The organism is Pseudomonas sp. PB105 (genome assembly GCF_009764655.1).
In the GTDB taxonomy this organism is placed as follows: domain Bacteria; phylum Pseudomonadota; class Gammaproteobacteria; order Pseudomonadales; family Pseudomonadaceae; genus Aquipseudomonas; species Aquipseudomonas cyclaminis.
Genome location: NZ_RWIO01000003.1, coordinates 42,464 through 65,327, shown reverse-complemented (window position 1 = coordinate 65,327; position 22,864 = coordinate 42,464). Strand labels below are relative to the sequence as shown.

21 protein-coding genes, 1 tRNA gene and 1 pseudogene are annotated in these 22,864 nt (G+C 60.7%); 15 read left to right on the top strand and 8 right to left on the bottom strand.

All coding sequences use genetic code 11. The annotated features are described in order from the left end of the window. The first annotated feature begins 44 nt into the window (after positions 1–44). Positions 45–1,301 carry a 3-phosphoshikimate 1-carboxyvinyltransferase gene (locus tag EJD88_RS00635; RefSeq protein ID WP_158876236.1) on the top strand — a complete coding sequence of 419 codons (1,257 nt, stop codon included), beginning with the start codon at positions 45–47 and terminating at the stop codon, positions 1,299–1,301. Positions 1,302–1,333: 32 nt separating this feature from the next. After that, the gene (locus EJD88_RS00630; protein ID WP_099585274.1) at positions 1,334–1,723 is read left to right on the top strand and encodes a hypothetical protein; all 390 of its coding nucleotides are present in this window, start codon (positions 1,334–1,336) and stop codon (positions 1,721–1,723) included. A gap of 1 nt (position 1,724) precedes the next feature. Here EJD88_RS00630 and EJD88_RS00625 read toward each other — a convergent pair whose 3' ends face one another. Next, positions 1,725–2,324, bottom strand: a complete 600-nt coding sequence (locus tag EJD88_RS00625) for an NAD(P)H-dependent oxidoreductase (RefSeq protein ID WP_112195478.1) — start codon at positions 2,322–2,324, stop codon at positions 1,725–1,727. Between the two features lie 83 nt (positions 2,325–2,407). Here EJD88_RS00625 and EJD88_RS00620 point away from each other — a divergent pair, with 83 nt between their 5' ends. Next, positions 2,408–3,013 carry a TetR/AcrR family transcriptional regulator gene (locus EJD88_RS00620; RefSeq protein WP_158876234.1) on the top strand — a complete coding sequence of 202 codons (606 nt, stop codon included), beginning with the start codon at positions 2,408–2,410 and terminating at the stop codon, positions 3,011–3,013. Positions 3,014–3,056: 43 nt separating this feature from the next. Here the strand turns inward: EJD88_RS00620 and EJD88_RS00615 are convergent, their stop codons facing one another. The 3 genes from EJD88_RS00615 to EJD88_RS00605 all read right to left on the bottom strand — a co-directional run bounded on the left by EJD88_RS00615 (position 3,057) and on the right by EJD88_RS00605 (position 5,413). After that, the gene (locus EJD88_RS00615) at positions 3,057–4,037 is read right to left on the bottom strand and encodes a GlxA family transcriptional regulator (protein WP_177411617.1); all 981 of its coding nucleotides are present in this window, start codon (positions 4,035–4,037) and stop codon (positions 3,057–3,059) included. A 341-nt stretch (positions 4,038–4,378) separates the two neighbouring features. Beyond that, entirely contained in the window at positions 4,379–4,987 is a 609-nt protein-coding gene (locus EJD88_RS00610) for a LysE family translocator (RefSeq protein ID WP_112195482.1), read from the bottom strand. A 258-nt stretch (positions 4,988–5,245) separates the two neighbouring features. Beyond that, positions 5,246–5,413 (bottom strand): hypothetical protein, encoded by a 168-nt coding sequence (locus tag EJD88_RS00605; protein ID WP_158235035.1) that lies wholly within the window; start codon positions 5,411–5,413, stop codon positions 5,246–5,248. Positions 5,414–5,563: 150 nt separating this feature from the next. Between EJD88_RS00605 and EJD88_RS00600 the strand changes: the two genes are divergently transcribed. Continuing rightward, the gene (locus tag EJD88_RS00600) at positions 5,564–5,824 is read left to right on the top strand and encodes a hypothetical protein (protein WP_158876232.1); all 261 of its coding nucleotides are present in this window, start codon (positions 5,564–5,566) and stop codon (positions 5,822–5,824) included. A gap of 84 nt (positions 5,825–5,908) precedes the next feature. Here the strand turns inward: EJD88_RS00600 and EJD88_RS00595 are convergent. Together EJD88_RS00595 and EJD88_RS00590 are read right to left on the bottom strand one after the other, a co-directional pair. Further along, a tRNA-Cys gene (locus EJD88_RS00595) sits at positions 5,909–5,982 on the bottom strand. 212 nt (positions 5,983–6,194) lie between these two features. Then, positions 6,195–8,483, bottom strand: coding sequence for an acylase (locus EJD88_RS00590; protein ID WP_158876230.1), 2,289 nt, complete (start codon positions 8,481–8,483; stop codon positions 6,195–6,197). Between the two features lie 237 nt (positions 8,484–8,720). On the opposite strand from EJD88_RS00590, the gene EJD88_RS00585 reads away from it, so the two are divergent. Then, complete coding sequence (locus EJD88_RS00585) at positions 8,721–9,101, top strand: fe2+ zn2+ uptake regulation protein (RefSeq protein WP_158876228.1); 381 nt, start codon at positions 8,721–8,723, stop codon at positions 9,099–9,101. 30 nt (positions 9,102–9,131) lie between these two features. On the opposite strand, the gene EJD88_RS00580 is transcribed toward EJD88_RS00585, so the two are convergent. Continuing rightward, complete coding sequence (locus tag EJD88_RS00580; protein ID WP_099585282.1) at positions 9,132–9,320, bottom strand: hypothetical protein; 189 nt, start codon at positions 9,318–9,320, stop codon at positions 9,132–9,134. 299 nt (positions 9,321–9,619) lie between these two features. Here EJD88_RS00580 and EJD88_RS00575 point away from each other — a divergent pair, with 299 nt between their 5' ends. Then, positions 9,620–13,102: a membrane-targeted effector domain-containing toxin gene (locus EJD88_RS00575; RefSeq protein ID WP_158876226.1), complete on the top strand. Its 3,483-nt coding sequence runs from the start codon at positions 9,620–9,622 to the stop codon at positions 13,100–13,102. Here the strand turns inward: EJD88_RS00575 and EJD88_RS00570 are convergent. After that, a complete protein-coding gene (locus EJD88_RS00570; RefSeq protein ID WP_158876224.1) occupies positions 13,099–14,040 on the bottom strand; it encodes a LysR family transcriptional regulator in 942 nt (313 codons plus the stop codon). The genes EJD88_RS00575 and EJD88_RS00570 overlap by 4 nt on opposite strands. Before the next feature lie 117 nt (positions 14,041–14,157). Between EJD88_RS00570 and EJD88_RS00565 the strand changes: the two genes are divergently transcribed. The 9 genes and pseudogenes from EJD88_RS00565 to glgA all read left to right on the top strand — a co-directional run bounded on the left by EJD88_RS00565 (position 14,158) and on the right by glgA (position 22,850). Beyond that, positions 14,158–15,153: an aldo/keto reductase gene (locus tag EJD88_RS00565; RefSeq protein ID WP_112195491.1), complete on the top strand. Its 996-nt coding sequence runs from the start codon at positions 14,158–14,160 to the stop codon at positions 15,151–15,153. Positions 15,154–15,287: 134 nt separating this feature from the next. Beyond that, positions 15,288–16,421: pseudogene (locus tag EJD88_RS27430) on the top strand (cache and HAMP domain-containing protein); the annotation flags it as partial. Positions 16,422–16,436: 15 nt separating this feature from the next. Next, a complete protein-coding gene (locus EJD88_RS27425) occupies positions 16,437–17,282 on the top strand; it encodes a methyl-accepting chemotaxis protein (protein WP_371926527.1) in 846 nt (281 codons plus the stop codon). Between the two features lie 89 nt (positions 17,283–17,371). Then, entirely contained in the window at positions 17,372–17,830 is a 459-nt protein-coding gene (locus EJD88_RS00555; protein ID WP_158876220.1) for an SRPBCC family protein, read from the top strand. 81 nt (positions 17,831–17,911) lie between these two features. Continuing rightward, positions 17,912–18,358 (top strand): DUF411 domain-containing protein, encoded by a 447-nt coding sequence (locus tag EJD88_RS00550; protein ID WP_112195496.1) that lies wholly within the window; start codon positions 17,912–17,914, stop codon positions 18,356–18,358. A 3-nt stretch (positions 18,359–18,361) separates the two neighbouring features. Next, positions 18,362–18,805, top strand: a complete 444-nt coding sequence (locus tag EJD88_RS00545) for a YqaA family protein (RefSeq protein WP_158876218.1) — start codon at positions 18,362–18,364, stop codon at positions 18,803–18,805. Between the two features lie 44 nt (positions 18,806–18,849). Then, positions 18,850–19,851 carry an alpha/beta fold hydrolase gene (locus EJD88_RS00540; protein ID WP_099585290.1) on the top strand — a complete coding sequence of 334 codons (1,002 nt, stop codon included), beginning with the start codon at positions 18,850–18,852 and terminating at the stop codon, positions 19,849–19,851. 26 nt (positions 19,852–19,877) lie between these two features. Then, positions 19,878–20,831 (top strand): D-2-hydroxyacid dehydrogenase family protein, encoded by a 954-nt coding sequence (locus EJD88_RS00535; protein WP_158876216.1) that lies wholly within the window; start codon positions 19,878–19,880, stop codon positions 20,829–20,831. A gap of 462 nt (positions 20,832–21,293) precedes the next feature. Next, positions 21,294–22,850 (top strand): glycogen synthase GlgA, encoded by a 1,557-nt coding sequence (gene glgA / locus EJD88_RS00530; RefSeq protein ID WP_099585292.1) that lies wholly within the window; start codon positions 21,294–21,296, stop codon positions 22,848–22,850. Positions 22,851–22,864 lie beyond the last annotated feature (14 nt).

Sequence of the window (22,864 nt, the reverse complement as noted above, 5' to 3'; positions counted from 1 at the left end):
TCGGCCACTCCGTCCCACCTTGCCTTGATCAGGAGCCTTGTACCTTGAGTTCGCAGAAAACCGTGACCGTTACACCGCCCAACTTTCCCCTGAACGGCAAGGTCGCACCGCCCGGCTCCAAATCCATTACCAACCGCGCCCTGCTGCTGGCCGCCCTGGCCAAGGGCACCAGCCGCCTCAGTGGCGCGCTGAAAAGCGATGACACCCGCCACATGTCGGTAGCCCTGCGCCAGATGGGCGTAACCATCGATGAGCCGGATGACACCACCTTTGTCGTCACCGGCTCCGGCAAGCTGCAGTTGCCTGCGCAACCGCTGTTCCTCGGCAATGCCGGCACGGCGATGCGCTTCCTGACGGCCGCCGTCGCCACCGTCGAAGGCACCGTGGTGCTGGACGGCGACGACTATATGCAAAAGCGCCCGATCGGCCCGCTGCTGGCCACCCTCGGCCAGAACGGCATCCAGGTCGACAGCCCCACCGGTTGCCCACCGGTGACCGTGCACGGGGTGGGCAAGGTCCAGGCCAAGCGCTTTGAGATTGACGGCGGGCTGTCCAGCCAGTACGTCTCGGCCCTGTTGATGCTGGCCGCGTGCGGTGAGGCGCCGATTGAAGTGGCGCTGACCGGCAAGGACATCGGTGCCCGTGGCTATGTGGACCTGACCCTGGATTGCATGCGTGCCTTTGGCGCGCAGGTGGACGAGGTCAACGACACCACCTGGCGCGTGGCCCCTACCGGCTACACCGCCCATGACTACCTGATCGAACCGGACGCGTCCGCCGCCACCTACCTGTGGGCCGCTGAAGTGCTGACCCGAGGCCGTATCGACATCGGCGTGGCCGCGCAGGACTTCACCCAGCCCGACGCCAAGGCCCAGGCCGTGATCGCTCAGTTCCCGAACATGCAGGCCACCGTGGTGGGCTCGCAGATGCAGGACGCGATCCCGACGCTGGCCGTGCTGGCCGCGTTCAACAACACCCCGGTGCGTTTCACCGAGCTGGCTAACCTGCGGGTCAAGGAATGTGATCGCGTGCAGGCGCTGCATGACGGCCTCAACGAGATCCGTCCGGGCCTGGCGACCATCGAAGGTGACGACTTGCTGGTCGCCGCTGATCCTGGGCTGGCCGGTACGTCCTGCACTGCGCTGATCGACACCCACGCCGACCACCGCATCGCCATGTGCTTTGCCCTGGCAGGCTTGAAAGTGTCGGGGATCCGCATTCAGGACCCGGATTGTGTCGCCAAGACCTATCCTGAGTACTGGAAGGCCTTGGGCAGTCTTGGGGTCGAGCTCAGCTACTGAGTCAACGGCGCCGGAGTGGGGAGGGAATGCACATGACAATTCGCCAACCCTGCCCACCCGGCGCCTGTGTCTGCGACCGCGAGCAACTGCTTGAAGCGCCCGGCGCCGACCTGCGCATCCTCAACCTCACGCGCCAGGAAGAAAAACGCCTGCTTGACCGCCTCGAAGACCTCAAGAGCCTGCAAGACCTGGAGCGCCTGCAACAACTGATGTACCAGCAATTGGGCATCCGCGTGCACATCGCGCCAGGGCACACCGAGGTCAAGAGCATGCGCGGGATCCAGATCGTGATCGACGAGCTGCCAGGCATGTGCCGCAAGACCCGGCAATCAATCCCGGCGGCGATTCGCCGAGGCCTGGAGAAACGCCCGGAAATCGCCTACCGCCTGTTGGACGCCCACGACCTGTTTCGCGAGGGGTGAATCAACCAGTGACGGTCTCGGTTTCGAACAACCCCTGCCCCACGGCCTTCGCCGTTTTCAGATGCGCCTCGGCCGCGCCGCCCTCCGACTCCAGCAACAACTCGGACGTCAGCACCTTCGCCCCGCAGTAATCAAAGATGCCGTAGTCGATCTGCGTGCGCATCGCCTTGGCATAGCCGTGGCGGTCAAACGCGCTGTCATCGGCTGCGCCGAGGGCCAGCAGGTGCACCTGTAAGTGGCGCAGTTTTTTCAACACCGGGGTATCCGGGCCGTAGTCGATTGCCCAGCCATTGACGAACACGCGGTCGATCCAGCCCTTGAGCAGCCCCGGCAGCGACCACCAATAGATGGGAAACGCGAGCACCAGGGCGTCGGCGCGGTCGAGGCGCGCCTGTTCCGCAAGCACATCGGCCGGCGGTGCGGCGCGGGTGCGATGGACAAGGTGGTCGGCGGCGGTGTAGCGCGGGTCGAAACCTTCGGCGGCGAGGTCGGCGATTTCGTAGGTGTGGCCAGAGGCGATGAGGCCTGCCGCGACTTGCGTGGCGATGCTGTGGGTGAGGGATTGTGGGTCGTGATGAGCTACAACGATCAGTGCGTGCATGACATTGACTCCCTTTCGGTTTAGGCTGGGACTTAGTTACTGTTAGTAAGTTAATTCGAGTAAGTTACTTTTGGTATATAAGCATGTCAAGCACTGAGCCCCCTGCCCCACGTCGTCGTCTGTCCCGTGAAGATCGTCTGAATCAATTGTTGGAGGTGGCCTGGCAACTGGTGCGTGAAGAAGGCACCGACGCCCTGACCCTGGGCCGCCTGGCGGAACTGGCGGGCGTGACCAAGCCGGTGGTCTACGACCATTTCGTCACCCGGGCGGGGTTGCTGGCTGCGCTGTATGAAGACTTCGACGGACGCCAGAATCAGGTGTTTGCCCAAGCCATCGAAGCCAGCAGCGCGACCCTGGATGACCGCGCGTGGGTCATCGCCGCGTCGTATGTGGACTGCGTGTTATTGCAGGGTCGGGAAATTCCCGGCGTTACCGCTGCACTCAGCGGCTCACCGGAGCTGGAAACCCTCAAGCGCAAGTACGAGGCGATCTTTCTCGACAAATGCCGCGACGCCCTGGCGCCCTTCGCTCCCAGCGGCACAGTGTCCCAAGCCGGCCTGCGGGCCATGCTCGGCGCGGCGGAAGCGTTGTCCCATGCAGCCGCCAGCGGCGAACTCAGCCGTGAAGAAGCCCAGCACGAATTGCTGGCGACCATTCTGGCGATGGTCAACCGCACGGCTGTTTCCTGACCTGAGCCAGCGCCAACAACGCCTCGCTGACGCCCGGCCCAGGCTATTTGACCAGGCGCTTCTCTTTAGAGGGGCGATAGCCGAAGTACGAGCTGTAGCACTTGCTGAAATGACTCGGCGACACAAAGCCACACGCCACCAGCACCTCTACCTGTGACAACTCGGTGTGCTGCAACAACCGCCGCGCTTCGGTCACGCGCAATTCCATGTAGTAGCGCTGTGGCGTGGTGCCCAATTGCTCCTTGAACAGTCGCTCCAACTGTCGACGAGAGCGGCCGGCGTAGACCGCCAACTGGTCCAGTTCCAAGGGTTCTTCAAGGTTCGCGTCCATCAGCTTCACCACTTCACGCAACGGCGCGCTGACGCTGACGTTTTCGGTGGGCTTGATACGCCGGTAGCGGGACTCCTCAAAGGCCAGGATGTCTTCGATACCCTCGACCAACGCCTTGTCGTGCAGGCTCTTGATCCAGTCCAGGGCCATATGGAAGGCGCCTGAAGGACTGGAGGCGGTCAGACGGTCGCGGTCGATCACGTAGGGTTCGCTGGTGACGTGGGTGGCTTTGGACACTTCCGCCAGCGCCGGGCGATGTTCCGGGTGGATAGCGCAGCGGTAGCCCTGCAACAGTCCGGCGCGGCCGAGGAACCAAGCGCCGTTCCACAGACCCGCGAGGTGGACGCCGTGCTCGGCAGCGTTGCGCAGCAGTTGGATGAATTCCTCGCTGGCCTTGAGTTCGGTGCGAAATCCGCCGCAGATCACCAACAACTCCAACTCATGCAACGCAGCAGCGTCCAGGCACGCATCGGGGCGGATCACCAGGCCCAGGTCGCTGGTCACTTCGCCGTCGCCCCAGCCAAACGTACGTGAAGCGAACAGATCGGGGCGTAGCAGGTTGGCGGTGACGAGAGTGTCGAGGGTCTGGGTAAAGGCAGGCAGGGAGAAATGTTCAAGCAACAGGAAGCCGACGCGGGTGACCGACGCCGGCTGTGAGGTTTCATTGAGGTAGCGCAGGTTCTTGCCTTTCATGCCACCGCTGAATTGACGTCTTTCCATCGAGGGTTGGCCCACTCTTATTGTTGATGCAGTGGGCGCCATCTTAGGGGGAAATGCGGTGGCTGTCTCAGACGCTGATCTTGAAAAAAGCACAGGGCCCCAAAGCCCGTGGCAGAACAGTGCAGAGCGCATCTGATACGGTTTTTTCTTTGTTATCTGCGCCTGTGTTGAAATGCCCTCAGGGCGGACAATAGCCCCAATCCTTTCCCCCTTCCCTCGGAGACCTTATGACCAAGATGGCGATTTTCCTGTTCGGTTTTTTAGTGCTGACCATCGGCATCGGCCTGCTGGCGACCATCTCACCGGTCTAGCACTTAGCTGGCAAACAACATCGGGTACAGCGACAACACCAGCAACCCGGCCATGGACCAGTTGAACAGTCGCAGCCAGCGCGGCTCACGCAGCACATTGCGCAGGCCGCTGCCACACCCGACCCAGACGCACACGCTGGGCAGGTTTACCACGGCAAACACCAGCGCAATCACCAGCACATTGACGACATAGCCCTCGGCCGGCGTGTAGGTGGTAATGGCGCCCAGCGCCATAATCCATGCCTTGGGGTTGACCCACTGAAACGCAGCGGCGCCGAGGAAGGTCATGGGCTTGCCGCGTTCGTCATTGCTGTCGGACATGCCGCCCGACGTTGCGATCTTCCACGCCAGGTACAACAGGTACGTTGCGCCCACATAGCGCAACACGGTGTAGGCCCAAGGAAACACCTTGAACACTTCGCCCAGCCCCAGGCCGACCGAAATCACCAGCAGCATGAAACCGATACTGATCCCCAGCGCATGAGGCATCGAGCGACGAAACCCGAAATTGACCCCCGAGGCCAGCAACATGGTGTTATTGGGCCCCGGTGTAATCGAGGACACGAAGGCGAACAGCACAAAGGCCGAGAGCAGGCTGGTGGGGATGAACATAAGGCAGCATCCAAGCAGGAGTGGTATGCCAGGACAGTAGTGGGTTATGGCCTCCCCTGCCCCATACAGCCAGGCGCGGAATGAGGCGTACACTTTTCACAAAGCTTTCACAGACGCCGGGCTAGGGTGGACTCAGCTCCTAATGAACATCCCTTTTAGCCCGCACTCCCCATCGCGGGCTTTTCTTTGTCCGGGATTTGTCCCAGGCAAAAAAAGAGGCAGGTCATTGTTCATGACCTGCCTCTGGTTGACTGATGGTTAACGCTGACCGCCGCCAGGGCCACCAGGGCCGCCGCCTTGACCATGCCCCCCACCGCCATGCCCACCGCCGCCACCACCGCCCGGCGGCATAAACATCCAGCAGCCAGACAAGGTCGACAACAGCGCGACAACCACAGCTGCCTTGGTTAGGTAATTCAACTTCATGACAACACTCTCTGCTTTACAAGGTTGGGTGTACGGAAAATAAGACCGCTGCAAATGAAGTCCGTCACGGCTTTCGTGTAACGTCTTGGTAGGGTTTGTGTTGTAGTGGATACGTGTATGGGCAGTGGGTTTGAGCAGAGGAATAAGTAGATGGAAGAGTTGATCCAGGGCCTCGACGGGCCCAGAACCGCCCAGCAGGAATTGTTCTATGACCTTGAAGATGCAGCGGCTGTTATTGGGTGGTCAGTGGTGGAGTTGACCGCTCTCGCGGCGGGTGGCAATACGCCAAGTGCAGCAGTCGCTCTGATGAAGATTTGTGCGCTGCTGGCAAACCAACAAGAAAAACTAGCGGTGTATGCGCGTGAAGTTAAGGGGCTGCGCATCAACAGGTCCGAGCCGAGCGGCAACTGAGTCAGCGTATCGGGTCAAACGGCTCCAACTTTTCACCAGCCAATAAAAAACCCCGTAGACGTTAATCTACGGGGTTTTCAAGAGTGGAGGCCGAGGTCGGAATCGAACCGGCGTAGGTGGATTTGCAATCCACTGCATAACCATTTTGCTACTCGGCCTCAAACGATCAATGCCCTGGTTGCTGACATTCACCGCATAAAAACTTGAGTGGGCTATAAAGCCATGCCTCTACTCTAACTCATTGAATACATTGAAGTTTTTAATGCTTCGTTGCGTTCGATGGGCGCCATTATGTACTCATTTGCCAATGCCTGCAACCCCTTGATTTCAAAAATATTTCGCATTGGCATCAAGGAGTTGCGTGCCTGCCCTACTCCTTGATGCGCTGCGTCTGGTACTGCGGGTCGGCCTTGATCTGGGCGTCGGTAAACGGCAGTGGGCGCAGTTTTTTCTCGGAGAAGGCTTGGGTCTGGTCCTTGGCGTATTTCGATGCGGGGTTGCTGGACAGTGAGAACGTCAGTACGCCTTGGGCCTGTGGTCCATGGTCGTCGAAGGTGACGATTTGCAGGTAGCTGCTGCCGCTGACGACTTCACGCTTGCCATCGGCACGGGGCACGGTTTGCATGGCGTTGTAGATCCCCAGTTCCTGGGGGCCGCCGTGGATCGGGGTCTGGCCGCTGACTTGGACGTCACCCCATTTGCTACCCGGTTTGAGGCCCAGCTTGGCGACGTCGGCGGTGGAGGCCAGCATGGCTTCGCGCAACGCCTTGGCGACGGGCGCTCGGTCGATGGCCAGGCCACGCGGTGTGGTCAGGGGTTGGGCCGGGTCGAACGCCACGCGCCAGGCGTCAGGGATTTGCTCCAGCTGTTCCACCAGGTTGATGAAGTGCACCAGGCCCAGGCCGCTGTCGAGGTTGGCGTGCCGGTCCCAATCGCTGAGGCTGGCGCACAGTGGTTTGAGCGCAGCCGCGTCGGTGCCCAGGTGCTTGGCGCAGAACGCCAGCAAATCCGGCATGACTTGGCCGGCCAGGTATACCTCGTTGTCCATCACCATGTTTTGCAGGTCGGCAACGCTGATCGGTTGTTTTTCCAGGGAGTGCAGGCGTTGCAGGGCAAATCGGGCGCGCGGGCCCAGGCCGATATTGTCCTGGCTGATCACGGGTGAAAAGCCCGTCAGCGGCGCCTTGGGGTTGACCATCCAGGCTGAATCGTTGGAGTGCTGCACGTAGTCGGTGCGCTCCAGTTGCGGCAGTTGGTCGGCCGGGAAGATACCGGCCTGGGCTGCGTGCGGGTCGACGTCCCAGGCGCAGGCGCTGTGGGCGCCGTCGAGCATGATCAGTTGCAGGCCGGCACGCGGGTCGCTGCATTGGGCGAGCTTGGCCGCGCTGACGTTGGGCACCACCGACAGGTTCATGTACAGGCTCTGGCCCTGATCGTCGGCAGCCAGGGTGTTGACCCACGGAATGCCCTGCAGGGTGTGCACTGACGTTTGCAGCGCTTTAAGGCTGCCGGCGCGGTTCATCGCGTACCACTGTTGCAGGACGCGGTCGTTGCCGAGGTTCGCGTCGCGCAGGCTGAAAGCGTAGTGGCTGTCCCAGTCCAGTTTGCCGGGCCATTGCACCACGGGGCCGAACTGCGAGCTGTACACCGGATGAACCACGGGTTTGAGGCTGCCGTCGGCCTGCTTGACCTGCACCGTCACCGAGGTTTTTTCCAGGGGGATGGATTTGCCATCGAGCATATAGCGCGTCGAATCCTTCGGATCCAGCGTGAGGCGGTACACGGTGAAGTGCTTGGAGGTGTCGACCGTATGGGTCCACGCCACGTGCTGGTTAAAGCCGATATTGACCACCGGCAGGCCCGGCAGCGCGGCGCCCATCACATCCAGTTGGCCTGGAATGGTCAGGTGCATCTCATAGAAGCGCATGCCACCGACCCACGGAAAATGCGGGTTGGCCAGCAACATGCCGCGCCCATTGAACGAACGATCACGGCCCACCGCTACGGCGTTACTGCCGCGATCCAGGGTGAAGCGCTGCTGGTTGGCGGCCGCCAGTTCAAACGCCTTGGCAGTAGGCTGCACGCCGGCCGTGGATTGCGGCGGCGCTGCGCCCACCAGCGCTTCGGCGAATTGGCCGACACCGCCCTCCACCAGCAGCCTGCGGGTCAACTTCACCAGATCTTCAGCCACCAGCGGCCTTACCCACGCAGCCTGACACTGGGCAGGGGCGCCCTGCTCTTTCAGATAGCGGTTATAGCCGGCGACGTACCCTTCAATACGGTCTTTTATCTCAGGGGTCTGGGCTTTCCAGAAGGCCGCCACCGTCTCTGGCGTATTCAGCCAGGTAAAGAACACATCGCTGGCCAAATTGTTGCGTTCTTCCAGGGTCGACTGATCGGGGCCGAAAAACTTTGCCCGCTCGCCATTCACCGTGACCACCTCATTGGCCAGCAGGCACAGATTGTCCTGGGCATAGGCGTAACCGATGCCGAAGCCCAGGCCACGCTCATCGCTGGCGAGGATATGCGGCACCCCATAACTGGTACGGCGAATATCTGCCGACGCCTGCGTCACCTGCTCGCGCGCCGATGCGGCCAGGCTCAACCCCAGCAGCAACCCTGCGATACCTACCCTGGACAACCCGTTGGAAATAATCACGCAGACTCCACAGTCAAATTGAACACCCTCACCGGGGGCAGTTACCCCACCGTAAGAACGCATAAAACCGGGAGAAATTTAGCCGCGTGGCAGCTTTATCTGAAGGACGGGGGTTGTGACAAAACCGACACTGACGAAATTTCTACATCCAACACTTCATGATTTTGCTCGCTCGTTCGTCTTATTAGATAAGAGCGCCATCATTTTCCTGATCAGGCTCTGATAAGGAGTTTTTGCATGTACAACCCGCAAGTGCCCACGGACGGACATTCATCGGTTGCCGACGTCAATTTTGGCGGCGGCACGCAAGCGTTCGGCAAAACGCCCGAACAGCAAGGCAACCAGCGTATTCGCCATTTGCTCAAGTGTTTCGGTTTGCGCACCAGCCTGATTCGGCTGAAGGTCATCGACGCCCTGCTCACCGCTGCCGACAACCAGCGCACCCTTGGGGTACGCGGCGTGCACAGCCATTTGCTGGAGCTGGGCATCCCGTTGTCGTTTCTCAGCGTGCGCGAAGTGCTCAAGCGCCTGTGCAGCGAAGGCGTGATCACCCTCAATGCCGATAAGAGCTACAGCCTCCATGCAGAGGCTGCCAAGGTGCTCGAAGGGCGGGCCTGAAGTCAGCGCTTCACGCCCCGGCCTCCATGTTCAGAGCTTGACCTTGCGGCGCATGATGCCGTTGATCACCACCACGATCACCGCGACGGCAATGGCGATGGTCTGGAACGTTTTCTCACTGATGACCCCGGTGTTCTGCAAGTAGGACAGACCAAACATCGTCCCCAGTACAGCCAGGGCAATCAGAAGCGAATATTTCAAACGTTGCTTTTGCGTCATGACGGGTTCCTGAACCTGAAAAATTTAATCCCTGCATGGCCCCGCGTCGGGAATCCACTGAGGTCGGCATGGCCTTATGTTACAGGTGATGAAAAGCTTTGGCTTGTCCGGTATTGAGGTTCAGCTCGCCCCTGCCCGGACAAAAGGAAAACTAACACCTCATCGTTTCGTACGCTTACATACGCAAGTACCACCCCGGGAACTGCAACGCCTGAAACGCACACAGACTAATGCGCTCAGGCCACCAGTGATTTGGCTTTCGTAGCGCCGACATTTGCGCGCCATAAAGGTCAATCACGATGAATTCTCTCAGCACTTCACCTCGTATTTTCCCGCAGCCCCTCCCCTTTCTCCTTGAGCTTGCCCCGACACAAAGCTCCTCGTTGCACCTCACAGCGCAAACTGAACAGGTACAACCGGACGGGCGCCAAGCCCTGAAAGACCGGTTGGGCGACAGGCGTGACGTGCGCACCTTGGCCCAGGCGCTGCACACCGCGGTGGAAAAACTCGGGGAAGACGCGACGCCCGAGGCACTGGCCGCTTATTTGCGCAGCACACACCTGCCGCTTGATCCGGATACAGCCGGCGCAAGTGCACGCACTGCCAATCTTGAGTCACTCATCCGCGCAGCGTGCGCCTACATGCCGAAAACCTGGAAAGAACTCAAAAACACCGCCCTGGCACTGTCCGATCACACCCTGCAACATCCATTGGGCAACTTCGGCGGCGCCCTGTCCTGGGCGCTGCCGTTGAGCGTGGAGCATCAACGCACGGTGTACGACGTCGTTGCATGTAACAGTGCAAACCTGCCCGGCCTGCCGCTGACCAGCGCCCGCGCCGTCGCGCTGGATTACCTGGCCGATGCCGTCACACTCTCCCCGACCGCGCTGCAAGACCCCGCCGCCGCACTGGAACAGCTTCTCGACACCCCCCGTGCTGCGGCGCTGGGCGCAGCTATTCAAGCCAGCGTTGGCGGCATCGCCACAGACAGCAGCGTCAATGATTATGTGTTGGCCGCCATCCATCTGGGCCTTGACTCCGAAGCGCTTGAGCAACCCGAGCGGAATAAGGTGGCAGGCTTTGACCTGGCAGCCGAGCGTCACTGGGGCCATTCGCCCGCCGCCGTCGTCGACGCCTTGGCGAACCACCTGAGCAGCAGCGGTCGAACAGCGTCAGCCACCGCCCCCTTGGCAGCCCGATTGCTGTTGACGCGCGTTGCTCCGCAGTTCCTGGTCAAAGACATCCCTGCGACAGTGGTCTACGGCAGTCAGGCGTGGGCCCATTTGTGTCTTGCGGTCGCCGGTATCGAAGCCGACACGCCGGGTAAGTCGGTCCACATGAGCTTCAGCGAAGTCATGCTCGCAGCCGGCCAGACAAGCGAGACGAGCGAGGCAACTAAAAAAGCCGTGCTGATTGACTGGAGTGTGGCCAACCAGGTGCTCCCGCGCGCAGATGAGGCGCTCTATTCCACAGAAGATATTGAGGAAGCTCGCCGTGTCTTCAACACACAACATGAAGCCTTGAAAGAGGCATCCGGTTTGCTCGACGCGCCCCTGCCGAACCGCAAAGAAATGGCGCTCGCATTACTCAAAAAAACCTTTGGGGATAAACCGTGGTTTGAAGAAAAAAACCTCTGCTTCATGCCAAATTTCTTGCTCGTAGGACGAACCGCTACCTACTACTCGTTGGTGGATATCGTCATGCAGGGGCTCAAAATCAATGCTCACGACTGGAGGTTCGTTCCAGCGCGTGACGATATCAACCTGCAAGCTGTCGTCCGCTTCACTAACAGCGCGTCATTCAACGTACCCAGTGAGTTCGATAAAAAGTTCACCGCGGTGACGAGCCAGTACAAAAAAATCAAGCATTACGCCTTGATGAATGCCATCACCCTTCTACCTTCGGCAGACCGAGATATTCTTAACAAGGCAAAACTGGGTTTCTACAAAGAGAACTCCTACCGAATCTCCGCGCTTCCGTTCGTCAAAGACACCTTGTTCCACACCAGCCCCAAAATATTGATGCAAGCAGATTACAACGGCGAAAAGCATGTTTACGAATTCGACACCACAACGTCGACGATCAAGAAAGTTGCCAGAAGCCGAATAGGGCCTGACCAGCCCGGGCCGAGTGAGGTCACCAAGATCGAAGCGTTCCCCGTCGGTGCAGCATTAAGTGAACTGGAAACAGCACAAACACGCGGCGATGCCGAGGCCAACACCTTTACCAATTCGCGTATCAGACAAATCGCCCAGGCAGTGGTCAACGCCCAGGGCATAGACAGTGACGCCGTTAAGCGTCAAGCCGCGGGCAGAACATCTGCCGAACGAAACCGTGACACGCTGGACGCTGTCGGGGAGTTCTTGCTGGACCTTGTCCCCTTGAGATCTGCAATCGTCAATTTTCGTGCGGGTCACTACAAGGACGCCGCTGAGCACCTCGCGTTCGACATCTTTGGCTTTATTACCGCAGGCATTGCTACGGTGGCAAAAGTGGCAAAAGGTGCAAGCACGGTTGCCTCAACCCTCGCCAAAGTGGCGCGAGGCACCAGAATAATCGGGGTGAATGCCTTAAGCGCCTTTAACCCCTTGAGCGGTGTGGGCGACGTCGCTGTGGGTGCAGGCAAACTGGCCTTGGTTAGCGTGAGCGCTGCCGGCGAGGGTATTCACCGACTCAAAGGCATGCTCAGAGGCAGCGACTTGATAGAGGCCAGTCGCGGGTTTGACGACGCGGCAATCGGCGTCTTCACGCAGGGGGGAAGACGCCTGGAAGGCAGTGCAGTGTTGCACGATGGTAAATGGTACGCAGCGGATACCCACTCACGGCAGCCACATGGGCCGCCGCTTGACACGTTCAACCCCAGCGATACCCTCGCACCGACCCATACCACCACCCCTAAAAGCACCGACGGCGTTCGGCACAACCCGTTGGATCGAAGCGCTCGCCGCCACCCCCTCAAACAAGTGCCGCTCCCCGCAGGCAGCTATGTGGAAAGCATGAAAGGGAGGCTAGAGCCGGGGCACTTTCTGCGCGGCAACGGGAAGGATGAAACCTTCAAAAAATTTCTCGAGGAAATGGACCAGACGTATAACGCGTTAAAGCACGGAGGCCTACCACCACGTCCGAGCATTCCAGCGATTCCCAAGCCCGTGTCCGCCAAGGACTTGATCACAGAAGCGCTGAAGGTCTCCGATGGCATCGTGTTTGGAGAATCTCATCGCGAGATGGCCAGCTTCAAAACGCTGTTCGACAACGTTGATACGTTCAAACAACAAGGCGTGAAAAAAGTCTATTTCGAGGGTGTCATCGATCTACCCGGCAAGGGAGTCGTGGACGATGGTATTGGCAATCTCGGGGCGGCCAACACGCCGCGTACACGCCCGACGTTCAAGGAGCTCAAAGCCAAACTGGAGTTGAACGGCATCGAGGTACTGCCCCTGGATCACTACTATCTGACACGGCACAAAGACGCAAGACTTGGCCTCACCCAAGCCGGGTCGGGATCGGCGCGCAGGCTTGAGGAATTCAACTACTATGCCTCTGAAGTGATCAAGGCCAACTCAGGCACGGAAAAGTGGGTCGCCTTGGTCGGCCACTCCCATATGAAGACCTCCGAAGGTGTACCTGGGCTGGCCGAGATGACGGGAAGTATTGGCATCGGTGTGTTCCAGAACGGGCCTCGCCAGGTGTCCGTAGGATTCAGGGATACCGTTAACGTCCCCAACCCTCAAAAACCCCTCAGTGGAACCGACCGCCCTGGCGACCTGCATATCTACGCCTAGCCTCCACATGGGTGATTACCGCAGGCCTGGCGCTGCAAGCCGGTGCCGGGCTGCGCACAGAGCTCAACCAACCAATCTACAAACACCCTTACCCGCTGTGACAGCTGACGGTGCGGCGGATACAGGGCAGTCAGCGCCATTTTCGGCACCGGGATACCGGGCAGCACATGCACCAGTATGCCTTCGGCCAATTGGCGCATGGCGTGATAATGCGGCGCCTGGATCAAACCGAACCCAGCCTCGCACGCCGCGAAGTAAGCGTCGGAACTGTTGACGGCGACGCGCTTGGCCAGGTTGACCAGACGCAGTTCGGCGCCAAGCTCGAACTCCAGGCCGAAACGCTTGCCACTGGCGCTGGAGACGTACTCGACCATCTGATGCCGAGCCAGGTCTTCCAGGGTTTCGGGCACCCCCATGCGTTCAAGGTACGCAGGGCTGGCCAGGGTGATTTGATCCATCATTGCCAACGGCCGCGCCACCAGGGATTCGTCCAGTGCCAGCCCGCCACGCAGCACGCAGTCCACACCTTCGCGAATCAGGTCCACCGGACGATCGTTCAGGCCGATTTCCAAGTCGATCTGCGGATACCGGGCGGTAAATGTCGGCAAGGCCGGGATCACCAGGTAGCGGCCGATACCCGCGGGCATATCAATGCTCAAGGTGCCGCGCGGGTTTTGGCGTTGGGTGGAGAACACCGCTTCGGTTTCCTCCAGGTCCGTGAGCAACTGCACACACCGCTGGTAATAGGCGGCGCCGTCCAGGGTCGGGCTGACCTGGCGCGTGGTGCGCTGCAACAATTGCACGCCCAGGTGCGCCTCCAGTTGCTTGATCAGCACGGTCACCGAGGCGCGAGGCAGTTGCAGGCTGTCGGCGGCCTTGGCGAAGCCGCCCAACTCAACGATCCGGGTGAATACGCGCATGGCGTTGAAACGGTCCAAAGGGCACGTCCTGTGTGGATTATTTAGATATTACGAACAGTGATAGTGGTTTTAGCCTGTTTATCCCGATTTTGTCGAGAGTAACAATGGACGCCTTCATCAACAGGAGCTCAACCCATGCACACTCGTCAACTCGGTAAAAACGGCCCTCGCGTCTCCGCCATCGGCCTCGGCTGCATGGGCATGACTGACTTTTACGCACCCGACAGCGACACCACCGAAGCCACCGCCACCCTGCACCGCGCACTGGAACTGGGGGTCAACTTCCTCGACACCGCCGACATGTACGGCCCGCACACCAACGAGCAACTGATCGGCAAGGCGATCGCCGGCAAGCGCGACCAGGTGTTCCTGGCCAGCAAATTCGGGATCGTCCGCGATCCGGCGAACCCAGCCCTGCGCGGCGTCAACGGCCGCCCGCAATACATCCGCGATTCGATCAACGGCACCCTGCAACGCCTTGGCGTAGACACTCTGGACCTGTACTACCAGCACCGCATCGACCCGCAGGTCGCCATCGAAGAAACCGTTGGCGCCATGGCTGATCTGGTCAAGGAAGGCAAGGTACGTTATCTGGGCCTGAGCGAAGCCTCGGCCGCCACCTTGGAACGGGCGCACAAGGTTCACCCCATCAGCGCGCTGCAAAGTGAATACTCGCTGTGGAGCCGCGACCAGGAACACAACGGCTGCCTCGCCGCCTGCCAACGCCTGGGCATTGCGTTTGTGCCCTACAGCCCGCTGGGGCGTGGTTTTCTCACCGGCGCGCTGAAACGCCCTGAAGACTTCGCTGCCGATGACTATCGCCGCACCAATCCGCGCTTTCAGGGCGAGAACTTCGCGAAAAATCTGGAACTGGTAAAGCAGGTCCAGACCCTTGCGGCTGAAAAAGGCGTGACCGCCGGCCAACTGGCGCTGGCCTGGGTATTGGCGCAAGGCGAATACATCGTGCCGATCCCAGGCACCAAGCAGCGCAAATACCTGGAAGAGAATGTGGCGGCAGTCTCAATCGCCCTCACCGCGCAGGAGTTGGCGGCGCTGGAGACGATCTTTCCGGCCGATGCAACTGCCGGCCTGCGCTACCCCGCAGAGGTCATGGCGATGCTGGATATCTGACGAGGGGGGCGCCGTCTGGCGGCGCCTCTATTTTCTTGCACGGACGTACCTAAAGCTGCGCATTGTCAGGCCGATAGCCCTACGAAGCTCCAAAAAAGCCGCGTCGATAATAAACGCTTCGTAAGGACGGCCCCATGCCCCCACTGCGCTCTATCCAAGCCCGCTATACCCTGTTTCTGGTGCTGTTCGTTCTGGTGTTGTTCGTGTTGACCGTCGTGGGTATCGGCCAGTTGGTCGCGCCCAAGCTGCGACAGACCGAAGAACAGGTGGTGCTCAATCGCATCAGTGAGGTGGCCGAACAGATTCAGGGCGAACTGAACAAGGTTCAGGCCCAGCAACGCACCATCACCCAAACCATCCCGTTGCTCGACAGCGATGCCATCGACAAGGTGCTGCCGGGGCTGGTCGACCAATATGGCGAGCTGAAAGTATTCGGCGGCGGCATCTGGCCGCTGCCCAACCAGCGCACGCCGGGGCGCAACAAACACAGCACGTTCTGGCACCGCGATGCGTCGGGCAAGCTGGCGGTGAACACCTTCTGGAACAGCGACCCCGCGCCCAACTATTACGATCAGAGCTGGTACAAGGGCGGCCTCGCGTCGCCGCGCGGGCAATGCGCCTGGGCCGCGGCCTACAAGGACGACGCCAGCCAGGAGCCGCGCACCAACTGCGCCATGGCGATCCAGCGTGACGGCGCCGCGTATGGCGTGGCCACTATCGACGTGACCCTGGGTTTCTTCAATGACCTGGTCGCCAGCAAGGAAAAAGACATCGGCGGGCAAATGCTGATCGTCGAAGGCGACGGCAAGATCATCAGCAACAGCTCGCGCCTTAGCAGCCCGGTGGTGTTGAAGAACATCAGCGAACTGAGCGCGACCTCGGCATTTGCCACCCAGGTCAGCAAAGCCCTGGCTCATCGCGACCAGGCGCTGCAACGCAGCGAGTTCGACAACGGCGGCGTCGCAAGTACGTTCTATATGCGCCCCATCGAAGGCACGCCGTGGTTCCTCGCCACCGCCCTGCCCACTTCGCTGATTACCGCCCAGCGCGATGACGTGCTCGGCAGTCTGGCGCTGGTGCAGATCCCGATGGTGCTGTTGCTGGTGTTGCTGGCCGCGTATGCGATCCGCCAGTTGGTGCAGCGCATGAAGACCCTGAAAGCCAACATTGACGCGCTGTCCGCCGGCGATGCCGACCTCACGCGGCGCATCACCATCCGCGCCGAAGACGAGTTGGGTGCCATCGGTCATTCGGTGAACCGCTTTATCGTCTACCTGCAAAACATGATCGGCGAGGTCACCCAGGCCACCGGCGCGATGTCGTCGGGCCTTGAGCAACTGCAACAGACTTCGGCCCACACCAACCAGATCCTGGTGCGCCACGCTTCGGAAACCGACCAGACCGTCACCGCCATCACCGAGATGAGTTCCACCGCCGACAACGTGGCGCAAAACGCCGCCGAAACCGCCTCGTTCACCCAGCGCGCCAATGAACATGCCGACCGCTCCCGCGTGGTGGTTGGGGAAGCGTCCACCAGCGTCAGCGCCTTGATCGGCGAAGTCGCCAGCGCCACCCACACCGTGGAAAACATGCGCCAGGACGCCGCACGCATCACCGAAACCCTCGGCGTGATCGGCGCCATTGCCGGCCAGACCAACCTGTTGGCTCTCAACGCCGCGATTGAGGCGGCCCGTGCCGGCGAGCAAGGCCGTGGCTTTGCCGTGGTAGCCGACGAAGTCCGCGCCCTGGCCGCGCGCACCCAGGCCAGCACCTCGCAGATCAACGAGATGCTGGCACGCCTGACGGCCGGGGTGAGTTCGTCGGTCGCGGCCATGGAAAACACCCAGGCCAGTTGCCAATCGGCGGCGGATGCCACGGCGCGGGTAAACACCGGGCTGGATGAAATGGCCGGTTCCGTCAGCCATATCAACAACCTCAGTACCCAGATCGCTACGGCCGCCGAGCAGCAAAGCGCGGTGACCGAAGAGATCAACCGCAGCATGGTGCAGATCCGACATATGGTCGAAGAGCTGGTGCAAAGTGGCCATGCCACTGAAACCAATACCCAGAGCCTGCTGGACGCCAATGGCCGGGTGATAGCCTTGATGAGCCGCTTTAAAGTGCGCTGATCAATTCTCTGAATGCTCCCGTGCAAAGCGCGGGAGTCGGACTATTCTGACAGCTCCAAGTGTTAGCCCCGCCACACAGGAGGTGTGCCATGCGCGTTGTCGAGCAGTCGGTCCGCTTGGAGCGGATCAGTCAGGAACGCTTTATCCAGGCCCCCATCGATGCCGTCTACGACTATGTGACCCAACCGGATCGCTGGCACGAATGGCACCCCACCTCCCTCAGTGCCGACACCGGCACCAGCGGCTCACTCCCCGCCGGTGCACGCTTTAACGAAATGATCGACCTGCTCGGTGTACGCGTACCCATGAGCTACCGCGTGCAGATCGCCCAGCGTCCAAGCGAGTTCAAGGCAGTGTTCACGTCCCTGGTCGTCGATGGCTCCCTCCACTACTTCCTCCAGCCGTTTCGCGACGGCACGCTGTTCAAGCGCATCCTGACCTATGAGACCGAATTGCAGTTGGCCAGCCTGCATGAGCGCATGATCGAGCTTTCGGCCAAGGCGCTGGACCGGCTCAAGCAGCGGCTGGAAAACCCCGACTCTGTATAACTTTGAAACATTACCACGGCGTCCCCGCGAAAAAAGCGCGGAGAATGCCCGGCTTACTGCCTGGTATCGGACGAAAACCTGATGAAAACCTCATTGCGATTGGCCCTGCTTTCAGCCCTGTTCACCACGACCCTGGCCCAGGCCGCTGACTTGATCCCCATCGATGTACACCGTGACGCCAACTGCGGTTGCTGCAAAAAGTGGATCAGCCATCTGCAAAGCAACGGCTTCAAGGTCAACGACCATGTCGAAGCGGACATGAGCGCCGTCAAGCAACGGCTGGGCGTGGCGCCGCGCCTGGGCTCCTGCCACACCGCCGTGATCGACGGCAAATTTGTCGAGGGCCATGTGCCCGCCGAGCAAGTGCTGGCCTTGCGCAAGCGCGACGACCTGCTGGGCATCGCCGCACCGGGCATGCCGATGGGTTCGCCCGGCATGGAAATGGACGGGCGCGGCGAGGCCTATCAAGTCATCGGCCTGACCCGGGACGGCAAGGATGTGGTGGTGGCTGACTACCCGGCGCACTGATCGATGCTGATGGGTTACCTCGGCCTGTTCGTCGCCGCCTTCGGTGCGGCGACCCTGCTGCCCTTGCAATCGGAAGCGGTGTTGGTGGGCCTGTTGCTCAGCGGGCATTACAGCCTTGGGTGGCTGCTGGGCATCGCCACCCTGGGCAATGTGCTCGGTTCGCTGGTCAACTGGTGGTTGGGACGCTGGGTCGAACACTTCAAAGGCCGACGCTGGTTTCCGGTCAGCGATCGGCAGCTGGAAAAAGCCCGCCGCCATTACCAGCGCTGGGGGCACTGGACGCTGCTGCTCAGTTGGCTGCCGATCATCGGCGACCCGCTGACGTTAGTGGCCGGGGTGATGCGTGAGCCGCTGTGGCGGTTTGTGCTGCTGGTGACGCTCGCCAAAGGCCTGCGCTATGCAGTGTTGGCCGCCGTGACCTTGCACTGGGTGTTAATCCCCACTTAATCCCTCGCCAAGAGCATCCAGGCAACCTTTGTGGAGCCCCGCCCATGCCTCTATTCCGTGCTTTTTGCGTCGCCGGCCTGCTGACGGCCAGCACCACCGCTGCGCTCGCAGCCACCTACGGCCCCGAGCTGCAGGGCTTCCAGTACCCCTATCCGCTGGAACATTTTCACTTCCAATCCCAAGGCGAATCCCTGCAAATGGGCTATATGGACGTGCCGGCAAAAGGCACTGCCAATGGTCGCGCCGTGGTGTTGATGCATGGCAAAAACTTTTGCGGTGCCACCTGGGAAGGTTCGATCAAGGCCTTGAGCGACGCCGGCTACCGCGTGATCGCCCCGGACCAGATCGGTTTTTGCAGCTCCAGCAAACCCGAACACTACCAGTACAGCTTCCAGCAGTTGGCCCTCAACACCCATCAACTGCTGGAAAAACTCGGTATTCAAAAGGCCACCCTCCTCGGCCACTCCACCGGCGGCATGCTCGCCACGCGGTACGCGCTGATGTACCCCGAGCAGACCGAGCAACTGGCGCTGGTCAACCCCATCGGCCTGGAAGACTGGAAAGCCCTGGGCGTGCCCGCGCTGAGCGTCGACCAGTGGTATGCCCGTGAACTGAAAGTCAGCGCCGAGGGGATTCGCAAGTATCAGCTCAACACTTACTACGTCGGCCGCTGGAAGCCGGAGTACGAGCGCTGGGTGGACATGTACGCCGGTCTGAGCAACGGCCCTGGGCATACGCGGGTCGCATGGAACTCGGCGTTGATTTACGACATGATCTTCACCCAGCCGGTGTACTACGAGTTCAAGAACCTGCAGATGCCCACCCTGTTGCTGATCGGCACGGCCGACAACACCGCCATCGGCAAGGATGTCGCGCCGCCAGCGGTCAAGGCCACGCTGGGCAACTACGCGGTGCTGGGCAAAAACGTGGCCAAGCTGATCCCCCACGCAACCCTGGTGGAGTTTCCCGGCCTGGGCCACGCGCCGCAGATGGAAGAACCGGCGAAGTTTCACCAGGCGTTGTTGCAGGGCTTGAACGCCCTTTAACCCAACCTTTTTCGAGGCACCCGTGAATGTCGGTACAGATCGCAGTGATTGATGATTGGCAGAACGTGGCCAGTGGCGTGGTGGATTGGTCGGTACTGGAGTCAGTGGGCCAGGTGCACTTCCTGCACGATTACCCGGCGGATACCGCCGTGATGATCGAGCGCCTGCAAGCCTTCGAAGTGATTTGCGTGATGCGTGAACGCACCACCTTCGACCAGGCGCTGTTACAGGGTTTGCCCAGGCTCAAGTTGCTGGTCACCGGCGGCATGCGCAACGCCGCCATCGACATTCCTGCGGCCAAGGCCCTGGGCATTCAGGTCTGCGGCACCGACAGCTATAAACAGGCGGCGCCGGAATTGACCTGGGCGTTGATCATGGCCTCCACCCGTAACCTGCTGGCCGAGGCCAACTCCTTGCGTGCTGGCGACTGGCAGGTCGGGCTGGGCGGTGACCTGTACGGCAAGACGCTGGGCATTCTCGGGCTGGGCAGCATCGGCCAGAAGGTCGCGCAATTCGCCCAGGTGTTCGGCATGCGCGTGATTGCCTGGAGCGAAAACCTCACGCCAGAACGTGCGGCCGCAGCTGGCGCCACCTGGGTCAGCAAGCAGGCGCTGTTCGAGCAGGCCGACATCCTTACCATCCACCTGGTACTCAGCGACCGCAGCCGTGGGCTGGTGGATGCCCAAGCGCTGGGCTGGATGAAGCCCACGGCGCGACTGGTGAACACCGCGCGCGGGCCGATTGTGGATGAGCGGGCGCTGGTCGAGGCGTTAAGCAGTGGCCGCCTGGCCGGAGCGGCATTGGATGTGTACGCCGAAGAGCCATTGCCGCTGGATCATCCGTTTCGCCACTTGCCGAATGTGCTGGCCACGCCCCATGTGGGCTATGTGAGCGCGCAGAATTACCGGCAGTTCTACGAGCAGATGATTGAGGATATCCAGGCGTGGGCCAAAACGGCGCCCATGCGCGTACTCGGCTGACGCACCAACACGGGGCACCTCATTGCACCATGCATAGGGACGGTCGCCCCAATGGGGCCGCTTCACAGCCCAGCGCAGGGCAAGCCTGCTCACCACACAGCTGCACCCAATCGGTTAATAACAGTTGAATGTCTGGTTACAAGTATTTTGTCCTACAAAATCTGCCTAGAAACCCTACAGGCTCTGGGATCTGTCCTAGACTCATGACCGATGGGTCCGTTCCAAAACAAAAACCCCGCAAAAAATCGAAACTTTCAGACTCTGCCATTGGTCCAGTTTTAAGGTAAGGCGAGCGCGTTGGCTTCACGGCAAATGCCCGTCCATCCAATCTTTTTTCACAACCCGTGCAACTGGCATACGCCTTGCCAGTTTGTACAGTGCTTGTGCGCCTGGCCGCAGGATGCGGTCAATCGGAGCTAATGGCAGCGGGCCATTAGCCGACCAACAAAATGGGAGTGCATTATGATCAGTGCCGCAGTAGATACTCAGGGAGAGCGTTTCAGTCAGCCCGCAGGGGGGCCTACATCATTGGCCGACCTGCCCAACACTGTGCGGCCAGTCGTGAGTCAAAACCCGAATCGAAAGAAAGTCCTGTTTGTCACCTCCGAGTTTGCCGACCTGGTGAAAACCGGCGGTCTGGGCGACGTGTCCGCTGCCCTGCCCCGCGCCATGGCCCACCTGCATGATGTGCGCGTGTTGATCCCCGGTTACCCGCAGGTGATGGAAAGCGACAACCCGATCCATATCATCGGTGAGCTGGGCGGTCACGCCGCGCTGCCGCCGTGCAAGATCGGGCGCATGGATCTCAAGGACGGCCTGGTCATCTACGTGTTGATCTGCCCCGAACTCTACGAGCGTGAAGGCACGCCCTACGGCGCCAACAACGGCCGCGACTGGCCGGACAACCATATCCGCTTCGCCCGCCTGGGCCTCGCCGCCGCCGACATCGCCGCCAACCTCGCACAGATCCACTGGTGCCCGGACCTGGTGCACGCCCACGACTGGCCCGCTGGCCTGGCCCCGGCGTATATGCACTGGCGTGGGTCACGCACACCGACCCTGTTCACCATCCATAACCTGGCTTATCAGGGCGTGGTCAGCCTCGCCTCCACACCGGAACTGGGTATCCCGCCCCACGCCCTGCAACAGGAAGGCATGGAGTTCTACGGCAAGATGTCGTTCCTCAAGGCCGGCATGGCGTACTCCAGTCATATCACCACGGTGAGCGCGACCTACGCCCAGGAAATCACCACCCCGGAATTTGGCTGCGGCCTCGACGGTTTTCTCGCCGCCAAGACCCAGCAAGGCCTGCTCAGTGGTATCCCCAACGGTATCGATGAAAGTTGGGAAACCTCCACCGACGAACACCTGACCCACAACTTCAATATCGGCGACTGGGAAGGCAAGGCCATCAACGCCGCCCATGTGCGCGAACTGTTCGGCCTGCACGACTCCACCGGCCCGCTGTTCGCCGTGGTCTCGCGCCTGGTCTATCAAAAAGGCCTGGACCTGACCGAAGCAGTCGCCAGTTTCATTGTCGAGAACGGCGGCCAGATCGCGATCATCGGACGCGGCGAGCCGGAAGAAGAACAGGCCATGCGTGAACTGGCCCTGCGTTTTCCGGGTCAGGTCGGCGTACGCATCGGCTTCAACGAAACCGACGCCCGCCGCATGTTCGCCGGCAGTGATTTCCTGCTGATGCCCTCGCGCTACGAGCCCTGCGGCCTGAGCCAGATGTACGCCCAGCGCTTCGGCTCATTGCCGGTGGCACGCAATACCGGCGGCCTGGCGGACACCATCGAGAACGGCGTCACTGGGTTCCTGTTCAATGAATCCACCGTGGAAAGCTATGAAGAAGCGCTGAGCCGTGCGTTCAAGGTCTTCGCCTTCCCGGGACTGCTCAACGCCATGCGCTGCCGGGCCATGACCCAACCATTCAACTGGTGCCAGGCGGTCGAACCCTACGCAGAACTCTACGAACAACTTGTGGCCAAGGCCCTGGGGAAATCAGTCAAGTAATCAAGGGAGGTCTC

Excerpts from the sequence above, each read along its gene's own strand:
- EJD88_RS00550 (WP_112195496.1), top strand. The coding sequence starts at position 17,912 with ATGAAAACCTCATTGCGATTGGCCCTGCTTTCAGCCCTGTTCACCACG.
- EJD88_RS00545 (WP_158876218.1), top strand. The coding sequence starts at position 18,362 with ATGCTGATGGGTTACCTCGGCCTGTTCGTCGCCGCCTTCGGTGCGGCG.
- EJD88_RS00555 (WP_158876220.1), top strand. The coding sequence starts at position 17,372 with ATGCGCGTTGTCGAGCAGTCGGTCCGCTTGGAGCGGATCAGTCAGGAA.
- EJD88_RS00630 (WP_099585274.1), top strand. The coding sequence starts at position 1,334 with ATGACAATTCGCCAACCCTGCCCACCCGGCGCCTGTGTCTGCGACCGC.
- glgA (WP_099585292.1), top strand. The coding sequence starts at position 21,294 with ATGATCAGTGCCGCAGTAGATACTCAGGGAGAGCGTTTCAGTCAGCCC.
- EJD88_RS00540 (WP_099585290.1), top strand. The coding sequence starts at position 18,850 with ATGCCTCTATTCCGTGCTTTTTGCGTCGCCGGCCTGCTGACGGCCAGC.
- EJD88_RS00605 (WP_158235035.1), bottom strand. The coding sequence starts at position 5,413 with ATGAAGTTGAATTACCTAACCAAGGCAGCTGTGGTTGTCGCGCTGTTG.
- EJD88_RS00580 (WP_099585282.1), bottom strand. The coding sequence starts at position 9,320 with ATGACGCAAAAGCAACGTTTGAAATATTCGCTTCTGATTGCCCTGGCT.
- EJD88_RS00585 (WP_158876228.1), top strand. The coding sequence starts at position 8,721 with ATGTACAACCCGCAAGTGCCCACGGACGGACATTCATCGGTTGCCGAC.
- EJD88_RS00575 (WP_158876226.1), top strand. The coding sequence starts at position 9,620 with ATGAATTCTCTCAGCACTTCACCTCGTATTTTCCCGCAGCCCCTCCCC.
- EJD88_RS00625 (WP_112195478.1), bottom strand. The coding sequence starts at position 2,324 with ATGCACGCACTGATCGTTGTAGCTCATCACGACCCACAATCCCTCACC.
- EJD88_RS00600 (WP_158876232.1), top strand. The coding sequence starts at position 5,564 with ATGGAAGAGTTGATCCAGGGCCTCGACGGGCCCAGAACCGCCCAGCAG.
- EJD88_RS00565 (WP_112195491.1), top strand. The coding sequence starts at position 14,158 with ATGCACACTCGTCAACTCGGTAAAAACGGCCCTCGCGTCTCCGCCATC.
- EJD88_RS00615 (WP_177411617.1), bottom strand. The coding sequence starts at position 4,037 with ATGAAAGGCAAGAACCTGCGCTACCTCAATGAAACCTCACAGCCGGCG.
- EJD88_RS00535 (WP_158876216.1), top strand. The coding sequence starts at position 19,878 with ATGTCGGTACAGATCGCAGTGATTGATGATTGGCAGAACGTGGCCAGT.
- EJD88_RS27425 (WP_371926527.1), top strand. The coding sequence starts at position 16,437 with ATGATCGGCGAGGTCACCCAGGCCACCGGCGCGATGTCGTCGGGCCTT.
- EJD88_RS00620 (WP_158876234.1), top strand. The coding sequence starts at position 2,408 with ATGTCAAGCACTGAGCCCCCTGCCCCACGTCGTCGTCTGTCCCGTGAA.
- EJD88_RS00610 (WP_112195482.1), bottom strand. The coding sequence starts at position 4,987 with ATGTTCATCCCCACCAGCCTGCTCTCGGCCTTTGTGCTGTTCGCCTTC.